Annotated in this window: 20 protein-coding genes; all 20 read left to right on the top strand. The window is 49.4% G+C overall.

Annotation, left to right across the window (positions count from 1 at the left end; genetic code table 11):
- The first annotated feature begins 126 nt into the window (after positions 1 to 126).
- Positions 127 to 999 carry a molybdate ABC transporter substrate-binding protein gene (gene modA / locus AC4E8D_RS25215; RefSeq protein WP_221820952.1) on the top strand — a complete coding sequence of 291 codons (873 nt, stop codon included), beginning with the start codon at positions 127 to 129 and terminating at the stop codon, positions 997 to 999.
- Positions 996 to 1,682 carry a molybdate ABC transporter permease subunit gene (gene modB, locus AC4E8D_RS25210; protein ID WP_221820951.1) on the top strand — a complete coding sequence of 229 codons (687 nt, stop codon included), beginning with the start codon at positions 996 to 998 and terminating at the stop codon, positions 1,680 to 1,682. The genes modA and modB overlap by 4 nt, the downstream gene beginning before the upstream one ends.
- 273 nt (positions 1,683 to 1,955) lie before the next feature.
- A complete protein-coding gene (locus tag AC4E8D_RS25205; protein WP_017692504.1) occupies positions 1,956 to 2,288 on the top strand; it encodes a hypothetical protein in 333 nt (110 codons plus the stop codon).
- A 298-nt stretch (positions 2,289 to 2,586) separates the two neighbouring features.
- Entirely contained in the window at positions 2,587 to 3,426 is an 840-nt protein-coding gene (locus tag AC4E8D_RS25200; protein WP_490205364.1) for a transporter substrate-binding domain-containing protein, read from the top strand.
- 23 nt (positions 3,427 to 3,449) lie between these two features.
- Positions 3,450 to 4,205: an amino acid ABC transporter permease gene (locus AC4E8D_RS25195; RefSeq protein ID WP_036605839.1), complete on the top strand. Its 756-nt coding sequence runs from the start codon at positions 3,450 to 3,452 to the stop codon at positions 4,203 to 4,205.
- Between the two features lie 85 nt (positions 4,206 to 4,290).
- On the top strand, positions 4,291 to 5,001 hold the full coding sequence (locus tag AC4E8D_RS25190) for an amino acid ABC transporter permease (protein WP_036673453.1): 711 nt from the start codon (positions 4,291 to 4,293) through the stop codon (positions 4,999 to 5,001).
- Positions 4,998 to 5,750, top strand: a complete 753-nt coding sequence (locus AC4E8D_RS25185) for an amino acid ABC transporter ATP-binding protein (RefSeq protein ID WP_017692508.1) — start codon at positions 4,998 to 5,000, stop codon at positions 5,748 to 5,750. The genes AC4E8D_RS25190 and AC4E8D_RS25185 overlap by 4 nt, the downstream gene beginning before the upstream one ends.
- Positions 5,751 to 5,871: 121 nt before the next feature.
- On the top strand, positions 5,872 to 6,159 hold the full coding sequence (locus AC4E8D_RS25180; RefSeq protein WP_017692509.1) for a hypothetical protein: 288 nt from the start codon (positions 5,872 to 5,874) through the stop codon (positions 6,157 to 6,159).
- A 23-nt stretch (positions 6,160 to 6,182) separates the two neighbouring features.
- Positions 6,183 to 6,524 (top strand): alpha-helical endospore appendage domain-containing protein, encoded by a 342-nt coding sequence (locus AC4E8D_RS25175; RefSeq protein WP_017692510.1) that lies wholly within the window; start codon positions 6,183 to 6,185, stop codon positions 6,522 to 6,524.
- Positions 6,521 to 6,820 carry a hypothetical protein gene (locus AC4E8D_RS25170; RefSeq protein ID WP_076211204.1) on the top strand — a complete coding sequence of 100 codons (300 nt, stop codon included), beginning with the start codon at positions 6,521 to 6,523 and terminating at the stop codon, positions 6,818 to 6,820. The genes AC4E8D_RS25175 and AC4E8D_RS25170 overlap by 4 nt, the downstream gene beginning before the upstream one ends.
- A gap of 1 nt (position 6,821) precedes the next feature.
- The gene (locus AC4E8D_RS25165) at positions 6,822 to 7,163 is read left to right on the top strand and encodes a FliH/SctL family protein (protein WP_051446920.1); all 342 of its coding nucleotides are present in this window, start codon (positions 6,822 to 6,824) and stop codon (positions 7,161 to 7,163) included.
- 251 nt (positions 7,164 to 7,414) lie between these two features.
- Complete coding sequence (locus tag AC4E8D_RS25160) at positions 7,415 to 8,509, top strand: CgeB family protein (protein ID WP_211084627.1); 1,095 nt, start codon at positions 7,415 to 7,417, stop codon at positions 8,507 to 8,509.
- Between the two features lie 60 nt (positions 8,510 to 8,569).
- Positions 8,570 to 9,709 (top strand): CgeB family protein, encoded by a 1,140-nt coding sequence (locus AC4E8D_RS25155; protein ID WP_091020900.1) that lies wholly within the window; start codon positions 8,570 to 8,572, stop codon positions 9,707 to 9,709.
- 66 nt (positions 9,710 to 9,775) lie between these two features.
- A complete protein-coding gene (locus tag AC4E8D_RS25150) occupies positions 9,776 to 11,401 on the top strand; it encodes a glycosyltransferase family 4 protein (RefSeq protein WP_221820945.1) in 1,626 nt (541 codons plus the stop codon).
- Positions 11,402 to 11,415: 14 nt separating this feature from the next.
- Entirely contained in the window at positions 11,416 to 12,507 is a 1,092-nt protein-coding gene (wecB, locus tag AC4E8D_RS25145; protein WP_406881563.1) for a non-hydrolyzing UDP-N-acetylglucosamine 2-epimerase, read from the top strand.
- On the top strand, positions 12,500 to 13,486 hold the full coding sequence (locus tag AC4E8D_RS25140) for a polysaccharide biosynthesis protein (RefSeq protein ID WP_221820943.1): 987 nt from the start codon (positions 12,500 to 12,502) through the stop codon (positions 13,484 to 13,486). Before wecB ends, AC4E8D_RS25140 begins: the two co-directional genes overlap by 8 nt.
- Positions 13,483 to 14,310: a dTDP-4-dehydrorhamnose reductase family protein gene (locus tag AC4E8D_RS25135; RefSeq protein ID WP_036605842.1), complete on the top strand. Its 828-nt coding sequence runs from the start codon at positions 13,483 to 13,485 to the stop codon at positions 14,308 to 14,310. Before AC4E8D_RS25140 ends, AC4E8D_RS25135 begins: the two co-directional genes overlap by 4 nt.
- On the top strand, positions 14,292 to 15,233 hold the full coding sequence (locus tag AC4E8D_RS25130) for an NAD-dependent epimerase/dehydratase family protein (protein ID WP_221820938.1): 942 nt from the start codon (positions 14,292 to 14,294) through the stop codon (positions 15,231 to 15,233). The genes AC4E8D_RS25135 and AC4E8D_RS25130 overlap by 19 nt, the downstream gene beginning before the upstream one ends.
- On the top strand, positions 15,230 to 15,946 hold the full coding sequence (locus tag AC4E8D_RS25125; RefSeq protein ID WP_221820936.1) for a glycosyltransferase: 717 nt from the start codon (positions 15,230 to 15,232) through the stop codon (positions 15,944 to 15,946). Before AC4E8D_RS25130 ends, AC4E8D_RS25125 begins: the two co-directional genes overlap by 4 nt.
- A 95-nt stretch (positions 15,947 to 16,041) precedes the next feature.
- Entirely contained in the window at positions 16,042 to 16,758 is a 717-nt protein-coding gene (locus AC4E8D_RS25120; RefSeq protein WP_490205363.1) for a glycosyltransferase, read from the top strand.
- The last annotated feature ends 174 nt before the right edge of the window (positions 16,759 to 16,932 follow it).

The following is a 16,932-nucleotide window of genomic DNA, read 5'->3' as shown; positions in this document are numbered from 1 at the left end:
GCATAGGACAGATAACAAAAGCCAAATGTGATCTTAATCACCTTCCCATTTTTTTTGTCTTGTGTATAATTAGATATAATCAATTATAACTAGTTATATCTAAAGATAACGTTGGGGGAGAAATGAATGAGAAAGAGAATTGGATATGTGTTGGGAAGTATGTCACTGGGACTGGCTCTTGTATTGGCTGGTTGCGGCGCAAACACGGGCACTACGGATACATCCACGGGTGCAGAACAAACGACCTCAACACCAGCGGCATCAGGTGAAAGTTCATCAGCAGAAAATACCGATCCGCAGGAAACGGTAGATCTGACAATCTCTGCGGCGGCAAGTCTGACCGATGCGATGAAAGAGATTGAAAACAATTATGAGCTAGCTAATCCTTATATAGAACTTAATTTTAACTTTGGCGCCTCGGGTGCCTTGCAACAGCAGATTGAACAGGGTGCCCCGGCTGATGTCTTTGTATCGGCGGCAACAAAAAATATGAATGCGCTAGTGGATGAAAACCTGATTGCATCGGGCGATCAGAAGAACTTGCTACAGAATTCACTGGTGGCGATTGTGCCAGCAGATGGGACCCACACAGTAACCAGTGAAACGGATCTCACCAGCGACTCCATCAGGACGGTAGCGATTGGGATTCCGGAAAGTGTGCCTGCGGGAACCTATGCCAAGGAAGCTCTGACCAATGCCAAGCTGTGGGATGAACTGGAAAGCAAACTTGTGCAGGGGAAAGACGTTAGACAGGTTCTTCAATATGTAGAGACAGGTAATGCAGATGCAGGATTTGTATATAAAACGGATGCTCTTACTTCGGATCAGGTGAAAATTGCGTTTGAGGTGGACAAGAATAGCTACACACCAGCCAATTATCCGGTAGGTATTATTGAAGGAACGAAACACCGTACGGAAGCCGAACAATTCTATGCGTATTTACAAACCCCTGAAGTGCTCGATATCTTCAAGAAATACGGATTCACAATTCCGGAATGAATGTGAACGCCATAGACTGGTCCGTATTCTGGTCACCGGTGCGCTTATCGCTTCAGGTTGCGTTATTATCCAGCGTAGTGGCCACGGTGCTCGGAATTGCGATAGCCTGGAAGATGTCACGTTCTTCATTTCGGGGAAAGATTCTGCTGGAAACGGCATTTATGCTGCCGCTAGTCCTTCCTCCGACGGTGGTTGGATTTCTGTTACTTGTCATACTGGGGCGTAAAAGTCTGTTTGGACAATGGATCGAAGCCCTATTCTCCGCACCGGTTATTTTCACCTGGTGGGCTGCGGTGATTGCTTCGGTGGTGGTTGCTTTTCCACTCGTGTATCAGACGATGAAATCGGGATTCAGTGGTGTGGATCGTGATCTGGAGGATGCGGGTCGTTCGATTGGAGCGAATGAGTGGCAGGTCTTTCGTTACATTTCCTTGCCGCTCGCAGGCAGAGCATTGATGACCGCCTTCATCCTGGGCTTTGCCCGGGCACTCGGTGAATTCGGTGCGACACTGATGATTGCAGGCAATATTCCGGGCAAAACACAAACGGTACCCACCGCAATCTATGTCGCTGTAGATTCGGGCAATCAGACCATGGCTTGGGCATGGACTGTTTCCATTATTATCATCTCATTTCTCATGTTACTGATGACCAGACAGCAGCGAGATGGAAAAAATGACTAATTTAGTATGTGTTAATATTATATATAAAATGATGAAAAACCCGTTTTGAGGAACAAACTTTTTTCCTTAACGCGGGTTTTTATTACCAATTTCATATGTACCAATATCAATATCCTGCCAAATTGGTCTTAATGGAAATGTAAAGCTGTTTTAACATAAAAAAATAAAAATTTTCCCGAAATTTAATCGTTCAGTACTCGCTTTCAGTGGGCTTGTTCCTGTAAGATAGAAGTAATGGATTCCAGCCAAGTACTGAAATAAGGAGAGACGACGATGAACACTAAATCTGATTGCGGCGTTTCGTTGCAAATTGATGACTATCTGGATCTTTTGCATTTTGCCATCCAAATTCAGGATCAGGAATGGCAACAATCCCTTATCCGCCAACTCAAAATATTTCAGACGGCGACGGAGCAGCAGCGCACACCTGAAGAGGAGTTATGGACACGGTTTGATTACATCAACAGCAAACTGACAGGTCTGTGCCACCAGATTCATGCCGCTCATTCCATGGACGAACGCAAGAAGTTCGAGGAACGGATCGGTCTCTTACAATTACAGCGAGTGGAAGTTGCACGTAAAATTAAATGGGCGAGTCGCAGATAGATGAGTAGTGTATACACCAAGTGATGCACCGCCAAAATGGTATAATCAGTGAGAGTCATACAAGAAGAAGCCATCCACCAATCGATATGGGGGATGGCTTTTTCTTGTGCCATAGAGAAGTTCTATAACCTTATCAGGATGTCCTATTAGTTTAGTTATTGCCCAAAGATGACTTGTAATGATATTCTTTGTTCAACCTAATTCCGAGTATACAAGTATGAATGGTTTGTTAAGAAGTTTGAGGATGGGGAGTACACATCATATTCGCTGTGATAACAGCCTGTGGAGGAGATTGGGAATGGTTAAAAAACGGGGGATTCAAAAATTCCGGACAGCACTGCTGTTCATTACAATGCTGGCGGTACTGGCTGGATGCAGCACAGGAACTGCAAGCAATGATTCAGAATCTGCTTCGGCAGCAGGCGACACCAAAGTGAAAAAGATCATTGTAGGAACAGGTACACAGTTCCCAAATGTCTGCTTCATTGATGAGAATGGCAAGTTAACAGGTTATGATGTGGAACTGATCCGGGAGATCGACAAACGTTTGCCTGAGTATGAATTCGAATTCAGCACGATGGATTTCAAAAACCTGCTGCTGAGTCTGGAAACGAAAAAAATTGACCTGATCGCTCACCAGATGGAAGTGAATGATGAGAGACAGACCAAGTTCCTGTTTAATGATGAAGCCTATAATATTTTTCCAAATAAAATTGTCGTAAGTCAGAAAAATGAGGAAGTAAAATCGATTGAGGATCTCAAAGGGAAAAAACTGATTGTTGGTGCTACAAGTAATGCGGCTGTACTTGCTGAGAAATGGAATGCAGCGAACGGTAACGGGATTGATATCGTCTATTCCGGAGCGGGTGAGGATACCAATACCCAGATCAAAACAGGCCGGGTGGATGCCACCATCAGCACTCAGTTTGCCATTGATTATCAGAATAAGGCGGTTGATGCTCAGCTGAAAACGGTAGGCGATGCCCTCTCCAACTCCAAAGTGTACTTCATTCTGAACAAAGATGAGCAGGAGCTCAAAACCAAAGTGGACGAAGCGCTCAAAGCGATCAAAGAAGACGGAACGTTAGGCAAACTGAGCACAGAGTGGCTTGGAGCTGACTATACGGTTGAAGAGTAGTCTGAGAAAGGTGTGCAGCGGTAATGGGAAAATCATTTGATCTGTCATTGGTTCTGGATTTCATCCCGGAACTGCTACGATATTTGCATATAACACTGATTGTACTGGGGGGTTCCATCGTGCTCGGACTGGTGGGCGGCGTGCTTCTGGCCGTTCCCCGGCTGTATCGGATTCCGGTACTAAGCCAGTTGGCTACCCTGTACGTCTCATTCATGCGAGGCACACCGATCCTGATCAAATTGTTCCTGGTGTATTACGGACTTCCCGAGTTGCTCAAACCCATTGGCATCGACCTGTCGAGAACCGACCCGTTGTTATTTGTCATTGTGACCTATGCACTTAGTGATGCGGCATCTTTTGCCGAGATCTTTCGCGGAGCGGTGCGCAGTGTGGATAAAGGCCAGACGGAAGCAGCCTATGCTGCGGGTATGACCACATTCCAGTCTTTTCGACGGATTGTTGTTCCGCAGGCTCTGATTGTTGCTTTTCCGAACATGGCCAATACGTTAATTGGTTCATTGAAGGATACTTCTCTGGCCTTCTCCATTGGTGTCATGGATATGGTGGGCAGAGGGCAGACGTTAATTTCGGCTACATCGCACGCACTTGAAGTGTATATCAGTCTGTCTGTGGTCTATTATGTCATTGTGATTGTGCTTGAAAAAGGATTTGCCTTTGCAGAACGCAGACTCCAGCGTCATGAACGCAAGAGAGTTGTACACAAACCGGCAATTCGAGCCAAACGCCTGAAAGAGGTTGTTCAAAAAGTCCGCTTTTGATTACGAATCATGCCTGGCGGCATCTTCTCGGTACTGAAAACCAGACTTTTTGAACTCTCACTGAAACGAATAGCGGGGTGAGCATATGTCGATTGATCTCCAGTTTATCTATACATCTTTTTTTCAAATCCTGAAGGCATTGCCACTGACACTTGTCATTACGATTGTTCCGTTGATTGCAGGCTTCGGAATCGGTCTGGCTACGGCTCTAATCCGTATCTATCGCGTGCGGTGGATTCACCGCATTGCTGACTTCTACGTTTCATTCCTGCGTGGAACACCGATGCTGATGCATCTATTCCTCATCTATTACGGCATTCCGATGATTATCGATAAGCTGGCGGAACGTTACGGTTGGGCTTTCCAATCCTCGTCGATTCCTATTCTCGTATTTGTACTGATTGCTTTCTCGCTCACTGCGGGCGCCTATATGTCCGAGATTATCCGTTCAGGCATTCTTGCTGTGGATATCGGCCAGATGGAGGCGGCTCACGCTGTAGGCATGAGCACATTTCAGGCTTTAAGACGTATCATCATCCCTCAAGCAATCGGGGCTGTATTGCCTAACCTGTGCAGTATGTTTGTTGGGTTCCTGCATGGATCAACACTCGCTTTTACCGTGTCTCAGATGGACATACTCGGTAAAGCGGATGTGGTGGCATCCGTCAGTCTGAAGTTTCTGGAGGCCTTTATCGCCGCAGCGTTTATCTATTGGGGGCTGACCATCATTGCCGAGCGGATCACTGCTCTGCTTGAGCGTCGGGTTGCCGTGTACAGCAAAGGAGGCGTGTCATGATTACACTAACCAACATACACAAAACTTTTGGCAAGCAGGAAGTATTGAAGGGAATTGATCTGACCGTGGAACAGGGTGATGTCGTAGCGATCCTTGGACCGAGCGGATCAGGTAAAACAACGCTGCTGCGCTGCGTCAATTTTCTGGAACGTGCCGATGAGGGCGAGGTTCAGATCAGTGGATTAACCGTCGATTGCAAGCATGCACGCAAACATGACATTGTGCAGTTGAGACGAAAAACAGCGATGGTGTTCCAGCATTATAATCTGTTCAAACACAAGACAGTGCTGGATAACGTCACCGAGGGATTAATTATTGCCCAAAAAATGTCCAAAGCCGATGCCCGCACTCGTGCCTTGCGTGTGCTTGAACAAGTTGGACTGTCTGCCAAAATCAATGAGTATCCAAGTATGTTGTCAGGTGGACAACAGCAACGGGTGGGCATCGCCAGAGCACTGGCACTGAATCCCGAAGTGATTTTGTTTGATGAACCGACCTCGGCGCTGGACCCCGAGCTTGTGGGTGAGGTGTTGTCTGTCATCCGCTCCATTGCTCAAGAGGGGATTACCATGATTGTAGTTACCCATGAAATGGGGTTTGCCCGTGAGGTGGCAAATCGGGTTGTATTCATGGATGGAGGTTCCGTTGTGGAGGAAGGAACCCCGGAGGAGGTGTTTGTACGTCCCAAGCAGGAACGTACTCGCCAATTCCTCAGTCGATATTCTTCCGACTGGAGTTATGTCATCTGACGATATAGGCGCAAGCTGTAGTAACTGACGATCCCGGCCCGGCATATGCTGTAACAGGCAAATGCTGATAGGCCGGGTTTTTCTATGGGTGAAGCAGGCCGTGACGGTAAGGAGGAGGACCATGCAGAGCAAAATCGATGAAATCATCACACATATTGCACACTCTCACCAGCAGATCGCACGTGTGCTGGATGCCAAACGCCAAGTCGCTGTACGCATGTCTGAAATCATCAATCATTTGCCAGATATCGAACCGGAGTTGGATGGCGTTGACGGTCTGCTGGATAGCTCTGGGCAAATCAACAAAAGCATTATCTCTTACTTGGGGGGCCTTGCAGATCTGGAAGAGGCTGTAGCCGAAACGCTGACCCAAGTCATGCGGGAGATCGCGGTTCAAGAAGAAGAATAAGCCCGGAAGGCGGGTGAAGGAACATGAGTAGAGAACAGAGCCTCATTCTGATGCTGGACGCAGCAGCCAAAATGCAGTGGAATATTGCCCTGATCCTGGAGGCAAAAGCGATTGAGGCCGAGAAGGTACGGAACTGGACGCTGAATCATTTGAATGGGGATACCTTTCTGACGCATGGGGATCAGGTAGGCGAGCCGCTCAAAATGCATGATCAGCTGGTGGAATTGCTGGAAGGTTTAACCCGGATGGAGACTGGACTGTGCAACAATCTCAAAGCGGTGATGGTACAGAACGATAGCGAAGATGGCGGCGGTATGGACGGCGGCATGTTTGGCGGCATGGATCTGGGAGACATGGGAAAATGAGTCTGATGCGGCGTGAGCAGGAAGCCAAACTGGCGCTTATCGAATCCATTGCACACAGTCAGCAGGCGCTGGCACGCATTCTGGACAGTGTAGCCAGTGTAACCGCTCATTCGGAAGTATCCGCCCGCAGTCTGGCCGAGAACATTCGTTTGCTGAGTCGCTATCAGGAAGAAATGTCTCGTATGGTTACGGGAATCAGGCTGGCCCGAATCCAGCATGGGGAGCCTGGCTTGCCGTGGCTCAAAGACCCCGGGTGTGCAATTCGTATCGTTCGGGACATACAGGAGGAATGTTGACATGTTAAAGAAGAAGAAAATACGACTGAGAACCAAAAGAGCTTTGTTAATCCGTGGAGCCCGTCTGCGCAAAATTCGCAAACTGCGTGCGCTCAGAGCCAAACGTGTTCTTCACAAACGCCCACTTAAAGGACGCAGTGCGTGGCTCAAAAAAAAGAAACGTGCGGTACGGCGGCACCGGAGTCCAAAGCCCGTACAACCAGTCGTCCCGGCTACCCCTACCGATCCGAACCCGGACGGTGCGTACAGCCAGGGATACAACGAGGCGTACAACGAGGGATTCAACGCGGGTTTCGCCAAGGGATTCGAGGACGGACATCAGCTGGCGTACAAAGCACAGTAACCGAGTAGACACGATTATTCCTGCATCGAATGATACCTGTCTAGCAGTTAGCCCGGGGGACAGATCCCTCCGGGCTATTTGCATCGCCGCAAAAGCGGACATGCCCGTACAGGCGGATGTGGAGGGCATGCGCCAATTTTGCGCCTTGCAGGACACCCGTCCATGATGCATCTGACCCCGAGGCATATCCTTTAGAGGGAAGACCAATCTCGGGGAGAGTCTGGAAGTGAGATCTCCTGAAGGAAGACAGGGTGAAGAATGTGGCAAAACGAAGGCACCGTCCGCTGACCGAAGCGGAAACGGCTTACCGCGGCGGATATGCAGAAGGCCGCAGATTCGGCGGCTGTCAAGCCATGATGGAGCGGGTGCAGATGTTTGAACCGACCCTGCGGGACATGAAGGTGTTATATATCCCGCAAGGATTCGATGCCATCGATGAAGGTGTCACCTTGGCTCTGCAGCAATCTGTACGTGAATGCGTTGTTGGATCGCCAGCAGCGATGTTGCAGGAAGCCAGTCAGCATCGGCCCGATGTTGTGCTCGTTATGAATGGTCTGCATGTATTTCCCGCAGATCATGTAGAGCAGGTGAATGGCATACGTGCACTCGGTATCCGAACTGCCGTGTGGTTTGTGGATGATCCGTATTTCACCGAAGATACAACGTCCCTTTGCCAGCACTATGATGTCGTGTTCACGCATGAAGAGGCCGCCGTACCCTTCTATCTGGGACATGGAGCGAACCAGGTCATCTATATGCCACTCGCGGTGAATCCAGGCATGTTTCAACCGCGGCGTGCGGCACCGCAGCATCAGCACGACATTTGTTTTATCGGTACCGGATTCTGGAACCGGATTGCCTTGTTTGATGAGCTGGCCCCTTTTCTTGCGGACAAAAAGGTATTCATTGCGGGTAGCCAGTGGAACCGATTGGCACGCTTTGATGTACTAGGCCGTTTCATCCACGAAGGATGGATTGCTCCTGGAGAGACAGTAGATTATTACAATGGCGCCAAGATTGTCATTAACATTCACCGGACTTGCGAGAATGGGGAAGACAATCGCAACACACATCATCTGGAAGGTCACTCGATTAATCCACGCACGTATGAGATTAGCGCATGCGGCACAATGCAGATTACGGATGCACGTGCTGATTTACCCCGTTATTATAAGCCGGGATATGACATCGAGACGTTCACCAACGCAGCGGAACTTCAGCGCAAGATCCACTATTATCTGAAGCATGAAGAAGAACGACAGGCGATGGCGTGGCGTGGACTTCTCACCACGATGAACCAGCATACATTCACTCGCCGGATCGGTCAGTTGCTGGAATATTTGTAATCCCCGTCTGAAGTGCAGCATCAACAAGAACCCTATCCCAAAAAATAAAGGAGTGGCGGTATGTCTCTCAAACACCGTAAAACCAAAAAGGTTCATGCACCCGTACTGAGCCTGGCTGATCAAGCGCGCAAAAATGGGCAACATGCCGGATATGACGCAGGTAAGGAAGAAGGATATCTGCGCGGTCGCGCCAACTATATTGTGAATTGTGCACAGGAACCGTTGCCTTTCCGACAGCTTCATGTGCTGTATGTATCCTCGGGTAAAGGCTTCCCTTATTCCCCGTTGGATGAGGCCATTATGGCCACGTTACAGGGTATGGTAGCTCAAGTAACCCTCTCTGATCCGCGTCAACCGGTTTCTGAAATTGCGCTGCAGACGCGTCCTGATCTTGTGCTGGTGCTGGATGGAATGGATATCCCCATCGAGCATATCGATGCGATTCGCCAAGCGGGCATTCAAACGGCGATCTGGCTGACGGATGACCCGTACTATACAGATATGACGCTGGATATTGTGACACATTTTGACCATGTCTTCACGCTGGAACTGAACTGTATCGATCTATATCGACAAATCGGCTGCGCGTCAGTACACTACCTCCCTTTTGCCGCATTCACTAATCATTACTTTCCAATTACAACCCCTTCCCCGTTAAAACGGGATGTCAGCTTTATCGGCTCGGCCTACTGGAACCGGGTATACTTCTTCAATCCGATCATGCCTCAGTTGATGTCACACAATACGGTATTTAACGGAATCTGGTGGGATCGCCTGCCTGACTACACTGCCTATGGCGAGAAGATTGAACTTGGTCGCTGGATGAGTCCGCCGGAGACCAATGATGTGTACAATGGCACCAAAATTGTCATCAACCTGCATCGATCCCACGAAGATGATTCCGTTAATAATAATCACCTCAAAATCCCGCCAGCCTCACCGAACCCTAGAACGTTTGAAATTGCCGCGTCCACGACGCTGCAGCTGACCGACGCCCGGGATGACATTGCGCGTTTCTACAAACCGGGTGTGGAGATTGAGACATATTCCTCGCCGCAGGAGTTACTCGACAAAGTGGAATATTATCTTACTCATGAAAAGGAACGCCGTGAGATTGCACTTCGTGGACTCGAACGTACACTGAAAGACCACACGTATGGCAAAAGAATTAATGAAATGTTAACCATCATATTCCCTTAATTCTGGCCGGGAGGAGGTGTGCACAGTACCCTGTATCGGATATCCGTGTACAGGGTCCGTGCGGCCATGGCAACGAAACCAAAGCTGATGTTATTTTCACATGTGTGTAATACTCGCAGCATTACAGGCGCCGAGAAGCTGCTGCTTCATTTTATGAGAGAGATCGGTGCGATCTTTGAATGTGTGCTCGTAGCCCCTCAGGAGGGGAAGCTTGCGGGGCTTGCGCGAAGATTCGGCATTCAGGTCAAAATATGCACTCTGCCGATGCTTCACGGTGTGTACACACCTTACTTGGGCATTGCAGATGATGCGGAGCATCTTCGCCATACACCAGCTTATCAGGAAGCGGTCTCCCTCATACGGGAGACTGCTCCCGATATGGTGTTAACGAACACCTGCGTTAATGTGCTGCCGGCTGTAGCGGCAAAGTCCCTGCAGATTCCGGTCATCTGGAAGATTACCGAGATCATTCATACGAATGAACATACAACCGAGGCGATCCAGATGATTGGCCGTTACGCGGATTGGATTATCGGTATATCCGAGACAGCTGTAGCCCCATTCCAAGAAGCCGGCATAGGTGACAAAGTGACCATTATCTCCCCAACTTGGGAACCCGCGCTACCAGCCCCGGACCGCTGGGTTCATCTGCGCGAACGCAAGCGTAAGGAGCTCGGTTTCAAATCATCACAGACCTGTATCGGTTATATTTCTTCATTTATATATGATGCCAAAGGGTTGAAACCTTTTGTGGATATGGCCTTGAGGATCTGTGAAACGCATTCGCGTTGTCGCTTCTGGATCATCGGGGCACCATCGGATAAAAAGTATTACGACGAGTGTGTATCACGGGTGAAAAAATCCGGGTATTCACGCCGGTTTACCTTCACTACGTTTGAAGAGAACGTATCTCTGGCATATACCGCGATGGATATCCTGGTCATCCCAAGCATGGTCAAAGAAGGATTTGGCATGACCGCACTGGAGGGTCTCTATTTTGCCAAACCGGTCATCGCTTTTGCTCAGGGTGGACTGAAGGAATTAATGGAATCTGTAGGTAGTGATGCATTTCTGGCCCCGCCGGGCGATACCGAAGCGCTTGTCACCTTGGCAACAACCTTGCTGAATGATGCAGAGCTGGCCTCCACTACAGGATGGCGCAATCGGACAGAAGCGGAAAGGCTCTACGGCGTTGAAACCTACCGAACAAAATTGCATACGATGGTGACACAGTGGTTATTGCGTTTTCCCGGATGGTTTGCTTATATCCAACCTCCGAATGGACCTGTGTATGCCCATGGAGAGGGCGGACTACGCACTGTACTGGTTCTGGAGCCGGCTACGGTTCGGGCACTGTTATTCCCGCTGACCGTCATCCAGGCGTTGCCACATTCTTCATTACCTCCAATCGCATTGGGTCACGATGCTCCTGTTGCCTCAGGTACTGTCCCAGCTGCAAAGCTGATTCCACGGAGGGGCAAAACACGGAAGCGTCGTCGCAAGCCACTTGCACCTCATTCTCGCCGAGACCGTGAGGGACTGAAACGTACTTCCGGAACTGGCAAACGTAAGGGGAGACTCCGTACAACGAAGGGACCGCGTCCACATATGGGGAAATCGGCTAGTCGCAGACGCAAATCTGCCAAGGCAGGACGTAGCCGAGCAGGGCGCAAGGGTTCCAATACAAGATGAAGGCAGGGATCACGATGAAGATCATGACGGTGCTGGGTACGAGACCTGAGATCATACGGCTCAGCCTGATCATCTCCAAGCTGGACCAGTATGCGTCCAAACATATTCTGGTGCACACGGGACAGAACTTCACGGAAAGTCTCAGCGGTCTCTTTTTCAAGGAAATGGGCCTGCGCGCACCGGATTACGTTCTTCAGGATGAAGCGGCCACTCTGGGACGACAGCTATCCTCGATGTTTACGCAGATGGAAGATCTGATATTGCAGGAGAAGCCCGATAAATTGCTGCTGCTCGGCGATACCAATAGCGCATTATGTGCAGTATTGGCTGAGCGCATGGGTGTTCCTGTTATTCATATGGAAGCAGGCAATCGTTGCTTCGACCTGGATGTGCCTGAAGAGAAAAATCGTAAGGTTATTGATGCCATCTCCACCGTTAATATGCCTTACACGGAACAGAGCAAGAAACATTTGGTCAGCGAAGGAGTACCAAGCAGGCGCATCGTGCTCACGGGCAATCCCATCTATGAAGTCATGCAGCACTACGACGCGCAAGTAAGTTCCAGCAAAATACTCAAAAAGCTCAAGCTGAAGTCCGGGCAATACTTCCTGGTTACTGCCCATCGAGCCGAGAATGTGGATCATGCCCCTCATTTGCTGGAGATTATGAAAGGACTGAATCAGGTCGCGGAGGAACACGGGTTGCGTGTGATCTGCAGTATTCATCCGCGTACCGCGATCCGGATTGCGGAGCATCTGCAACTGGAGATGAACCCGCTGGTGGAGTTTCACGAGCCGTTTGGATTCTTCGACTTTGTAATGCTTGAACGTCATGCACGCTGTGCACTTACGGATAGCGGTACCGTGCAGGAGGAGTGTTGCATTATGGGCGTGCCGACCGTAACGATGCGTCGAACTACCGAGCGGCCGGAAACGGTCGATTGCGGCAGTAATGTAGTCTCCGGTCTGGATGCCGCGCGCATCGCTGATTGCGTGAAAGTCATGACAAAGATGTCTAGCGACTGGGATTGCCCGCAAGGTTACAAAGCCACAGATGTATCCAGTAAAGTGGTTAAATTTCTGCTTGGAGGGAAAATGCATGTTTGAAAATAAGCGTATACTCGTGACTGGCGGTACGGGATCATGGGGTTATGAACTTGTGGCTCAACTACTGCCCCAGCAGCCCAAAGAAATTATTGTATATTCCCGGAACGAGTCCAGCCAAGTGGCTATGAGTCGTGAATTTGAAGACCCGCGTCTTCATTTCCGGATTGGAGATATTCGTGACAAGGACGCCTTGACGGCGGCTTGCCAGCATGTGGACTATGTATTTCATCTGGCTGCGCTCAAGCATGTTCCGGTGTGTGAAGACCAACCGTACGAAGCACTCAAAACCAATGTGATTGGTACACAGAACGTGATCGAGGCCGCTATTGAGAACAAGGTGGAAAAAGTAATCTATATCTCAACTGACAAGGCTGCCAATCCGTCCAACTTCTATGGCATGACAAAAGCGATCGGCGAGAAATTAATTGTGTATGCAAACTTGTTACACAGTGATACCAAATTTGTTACGGTACGGGGTGGGAATGTACTGGGAACAAACGGCAGTGTGGTACATCTGTTCAAGAATCAGATCCGCCAGAAAGGGCAGGTCTCCATCACGGATATGAGTATGACTCGATTTTTTCTTACGCTGAAGGATGCAATTACCTTGCTGTTCAAAGCTTCGGTGGAAAGTGTCGGCGGAGAGATCTTTGTCATGACGATGCCTACCTGCAAAATCGTTGATCTCGCGGAAGTGCTGATTGAGGATTCCGGTGTGGAGAATGTGAGCATTGTGGAACGTGGCATTCGTCCAGGGGAGAAAATCCATGAAATATTGATGAGTGAATTCGAGAGCATGACCACCGTTGTCTACGATGAGCAGTACCTGGTTATTCTTCCTACCCTGGGTATACCGGGTCTGCGTGAACATTATACCAATTGTCCCCCGGTCTCCTTTAACAGTTTCAGTTCTGAACACCAACTCATGAGCAAAGAGGAGATTCGTGAAATTCTGAAACGCGGAGGATTCCTGTCATGAAACTGCTGATACTTGGTGGAAACGGAATGGCCGGCCATATTCTGGTCGACTATTTCCGCCGTCAAGGTGTACACAGCGTCTTCTACACATCTCGGGATGTAACGGACCCCAATGGTCTGCTCCTGGATGTGAACGACAGCTTCATGGTTGATCGATTGGTAGAAGCTGTGCACCCGGATGTGATTATTAATGCTGTAGGTGTGTTGAACAACTTCGCAGATGAGGACAAAATTACTGCATATCATATTAACGGTTTCCTGCCACATCGTCTGCGTCGGGTTGCAGATACGATTGGTGCACGCCTGATTCATATCAGCACAGACTGTGTGTTCAGCGGAGAACGGGGAGCATATCGGGAAGATGATGTTACGGATGGGACTTCAGCTTACGCCATCACCAAAGCCCTAGGTGAAGTTCAGGATGAAGGTCATCTGACGATCCGTACGTCCATCATTGGACCCGAGATTCGCCAGGGCGGCATTGGTCTGATGCAGTGGTTTATGTCCAGCACAGGTGAAGTCGGAGGGTATACCCGCGTATTCTGGAACGGTGTGACCACACTTGAGCTGGCCAAATGGGTAGACCATTACCTGGCCTCATCGGTTAGTGGTCTGATTCACCTAGCTCATCCGGCACCTGTCAGCAAGCATGACCTGCTTGTATTGTTCAAGCAGACCTGGGATAAGCAGGATGTGACGATTGTTCGTGATGACAGTGTCGTGCAGGACCGTACGCTGGTGTCCACTCGCGAGGATGTGAAAACAGACCTGCCGGATTATTCTACAATGCTGAAGGAGTTGGCATTATGGATGGAGCAGAGCTGAGAGGCAAGAAAGTGCTGATTACAGGCGCATCCGGTTTTACCGGGCGACATGCCGTATCTTATTTTCGGGAAGTTGGTGCAGTGGTTGCGGCGGTAGTCCGGAGGCCGAATGTGTTTTCATTTGGTAAAGGTACTCAGGTCCATGTCTGTGATCTGAATGATAAACAGCAAGTGCGTCATCTGATCGGCGAGGTGCAGCCCGACTATGTGCTGCATCTCGCTGGCAAAAATTCAGTGCCTGATTCGTGGTCTGATCCGCTACTGGTCCTGGAGACCAATGTGATGGCCGTGCTGTATCTGCTGGATGCGCTTCGCAGTTGTCCGACAGCACGAACCGTTATTGTAGGATCGCGGTTAAAATATACGCCGGAACCTGGCCAGATTCCCCAGCCTCCGCATCCATACAGCCTCAGTAAAGCGCTGGAAGAGATGGTGTCCTTGTCGTGGATGTCGCTCTTCGGACAACAGATCATGCTGGCGGAGCCAGGCAATCTGATTGGTGCGGGTCCTTCCACAGGCATCTGTTCACTGCTTGCACGCCATGTTGTTGCTTGTGAGCAGGCAGGCAAAACCGAGGCATTCCGTCTGTCCGGACGGGACAATACGCGTGACTTTCTGGATGTGCGGGATGCCGTCAGAGCATATGCGACCCTCCTGGTACACGGGTCCAGCGGTACAGTATACCCGGTGGTGTCCGGAGTCGAGCGCAGTCTTGGTGAAATTGCAGATCTGCTGTTGTCCATGACAGAAGCGGAAGTCCCTGTTCGCTGGGATGGGGCATCTTCTGGTCCGGATGGTTCGGGGAAACAGGAGGAATTATCACTGCTGCGCAAGCTTGGCTGGCAGCCGATGATTCCATTTGCCACATCACTTCAGGATATCCTGAGTGATGTTCGTGTCCAGCAAGGGAGGACGACAAGTTGAATCCAAGAGTATCCATTGTCATTCCATTCTACAACTGCCCTTATGTGCCTCAGGCAATTCATAGTGCACTGAACCAGACGTATCCCCATGTGGAGATCGTTGTTGTGAATGACGGTTCAACCCGGCATGCAGAGTTGCTTCAACCCTATCTTCCTTATATTAATGTGCTTGGCAAAAGCAATGGCGGGACGGCTTCGGCACTTAATCATGGCATCCGCCATGCTTCTGGTGATTATGTGGCCTGGCTCAGTTCGGATGATTATCTGTACCCGGATAAAATTCGTTATCAGCTGGAGTTTATGCAACGCGAGAATGTGCTCGTCTCCCATACGAACTTTCATTATATCAACGAGCATTCGGCAGTTACCAGAATGCATGGTGGGCCTGAACCGATGGCCGATCTGGATTGGCTGCGAGTGTTCGTTAACAGCAATCCGGTCAACGGTTGTACTGTCATGATCCGCAAGGATCTGTTCAGCGGAGTGGGATTGTTTGATGAGCTTCTGCCCTACACCCATGATCTGGATCTCTGGATGCGGATTTTGCTAAACGGTCATCGGTTCCCATACCTGAATGAACCACTTACTGCCTATCGGTGGCATGGGGGAATGGGATCGGTACGTCATGCGGATGTCATCGGCAGAGAGGCATCCATGGTATGGTCCAGATATCGGGAACCGCTGTTGCAGCGAATAGCGACGCTTGGCGGGTAGCTTAGGGAGGGCAGTTAAGAAAGCCAAAAGATGGCTGATTAACGCCCTCTTTGCGCAGATTTCACCTAAGACAGTAAGAGGAGGGGAAGGCCCGAATGGAGCCAAAAGTATCGATCGTCATTCCTTTTTACAATTGTGCTTATATCGAGCAGGCTGTTCACAGTGCCATTCACCAGACGTATCCGCATATCGAGGTCATCGTGGTGGATGATGGGTCAACCGAGCACGTGGAGCGGCTACAGCCATTCATGGATTCCATCCGCTATATTCGCAAAGAAAACGGTGGAACCGCGACAGCATTAAATGAGGGCATCAAGCAGGCAACAGGGGATTACTTTGTTTGGCTCAGCTCAGATGATGTGATGCTGCTGGATCGGGTGGAGAAACAACTAAAGTTTATGCGAGAGGTCAAGGCTTCATTCTGCCATGGTGCCTACCATTATGTGAATGAGAAGAGTGAATGGTTGGATACGGTGCATCCGGAAGTGGGAAGTCGTCTGGAGATGTTGCAGGTACTGCTGGAAGGTTGTCCGATCAACGGCTGTACTGTCATGTTAGAGATGGAAGCATTTGAGCGGTTCGGATTGTTCGACACTGATTTTCGCTACACCCATGACTATGAGATGTGGATGAGGCTGTTTCCAATGTATGAGCTGTTCTACTACAATGAACCTCTGATGTGTTACCGATTGCATGAGTCCATGGGGACCAAACGCCATTTCAAGGAGCTGGTTGCCGAGATGGAACGGGTTCAGGCGACGCATAGACCTATTTTGCTTAATCTGCTGTATGTGGGTGGATATTGGAAATAGAGTAGTCACGACTGGTGGATTCAGAGGTTCAAATGGGAAGAAAGTACCTTTATGCTATTACTGGGTAAGGGTACTTTTTTTGTTGAAGGAGTAAGTGTTAATTGTTTCGACTACGAGATATGAAAACTGATTTAGAATTATTATACAGGAGAATAGTTACGGTATCATTTGTAA

Source organism: Paenibacillus sp. SRL342 (assembly GCF_984798905.1).
This window is presented reverse-complemented; position numbering and strand designations above follow the sequence as displayed.

Bases quoted from the DNA above. Each gene is read 5' to 3' on its own strand.
- modA (WP_221820952.1), top strand. From the start codon at position 127: ATGAGAAAGAGAATTGGATATGTGTTGGGAAGTATGTCACTGGGACTG.
- modB (WP_221820951.1), top strand. From the start codon at position 996: ATGAATGTGAACGCCATAGACTGGTCCGTATTCTGGTCACCGGTGCGC.
- AC4E8D_RS25205 (WP_017692504.1), top strand. From the start codon at position 1,956: ATGAACACTAAATCTGATTGCGGCGTTTCGTTGCAAATTGATGACTAT.
- AC4E8D_RS25200 (WP_490205364.1), top strand. From the start codon at position 2,587: ATGGTTAAAAAACGGGGGATTCAAAAATTCCGGACAGCACTGCTGTTC.
- AC4E8D_RS25195 (WP_036605839.1), top strand. From the start codon at position 3,450: ATGGGAAAATCATTTGATCTGTCATTGGTTCTGGATTTCATCCCGGAA.
- AC4E8D_RS25190 (WP_036673453.1), top strand. From the start codon at position 4,291: ATGTCGATTGATCTCCAGTTTATCTATACATCTTTTTTTCAAATCCTG.
- AC4E8D_RS25185 (WP_017692508.1), top strand. From the start codon at position 4,998: ATGATTACACTAACCAACATACACAAAACTTTTGGCAAGCAGGAAGTA.
- AC4E8D_RS25180 (WP_017692509.1), top strand. From the start codon at position 5,872: ATGCAGAGCAAAATCGATGAAATCATCACACATATTGCACACTCTCAC.
- AC4E8D_RS25175 (WP_017692510.1), top strand. From the start codon at position 6,183: ATGAGTAGAGAACAGAGCCTCATTCTGATGCTGGACGCAGCAGCCAAA.
- AC4E8D_RS25170 (WP_076211204.1), top strand. From the start codon at position 6,521: ATGAGTCTGATGCGGCGTGAGCAGGAAGCCAAACTGGCGCTTATCGAA.
- AC4E8D_RS25165 (WP_051446920.1), top strand. From the start codon at position 6,822: ATGTTAAAGAAGAAGAAAATACGACTGAGAACCAAAAGAGCTTTGTTA.
- AC4E8D_RS25155 (WP_091020900.1), top strand. From the start codon at position 8,570: ATGTCTCTCAAACACCGTAAAACCAAAAAGGTTCATGCACCCGTACTG.
- AC4E8D_RS25150 (WP_221820945.1), top strand. From the start codon at position 9,776: ATGGCAACGAAACCAAAGCTGATGTTATTTTCACATGTGTGTAATACT.
- wecB (WP_406881563.1), top strand. From the start codon at position 11,416: ATGAAGATCATGACGGTGCTGGGTACGAGACCTGAGATCATACGGCTC.
- AC4E8D_RS25140 (WP_221820943.1), top strand. From the start codon at position 12,500: ATGTTTGAAAATAAGCGTATACTCGTGACTGGCGGTACGGGATCATGG.
- AC4E8D_RS25135 (WP_036605842.1), top strand. From the start codon at position 13,483: ATGAAACTGCTGATACTTGGTGGAAACGGAATGGCCGGCCATATTCTG.
- AC4E8D_RS25130 (WP_221820938.1), top strand. From the start codon at position 14,292: ATGGATGGAGCAGAGCTGAGAGGCAAGAAAGTGCTGATTACAGGCGCA.
- AC4E8D_RS25120 (WP_490205363.1), top strand. From the start codon at position 16,042: ATGGAGCCAAAAGTATCGATCGTCATTCCTTTTTACAATTGTGCTTAT.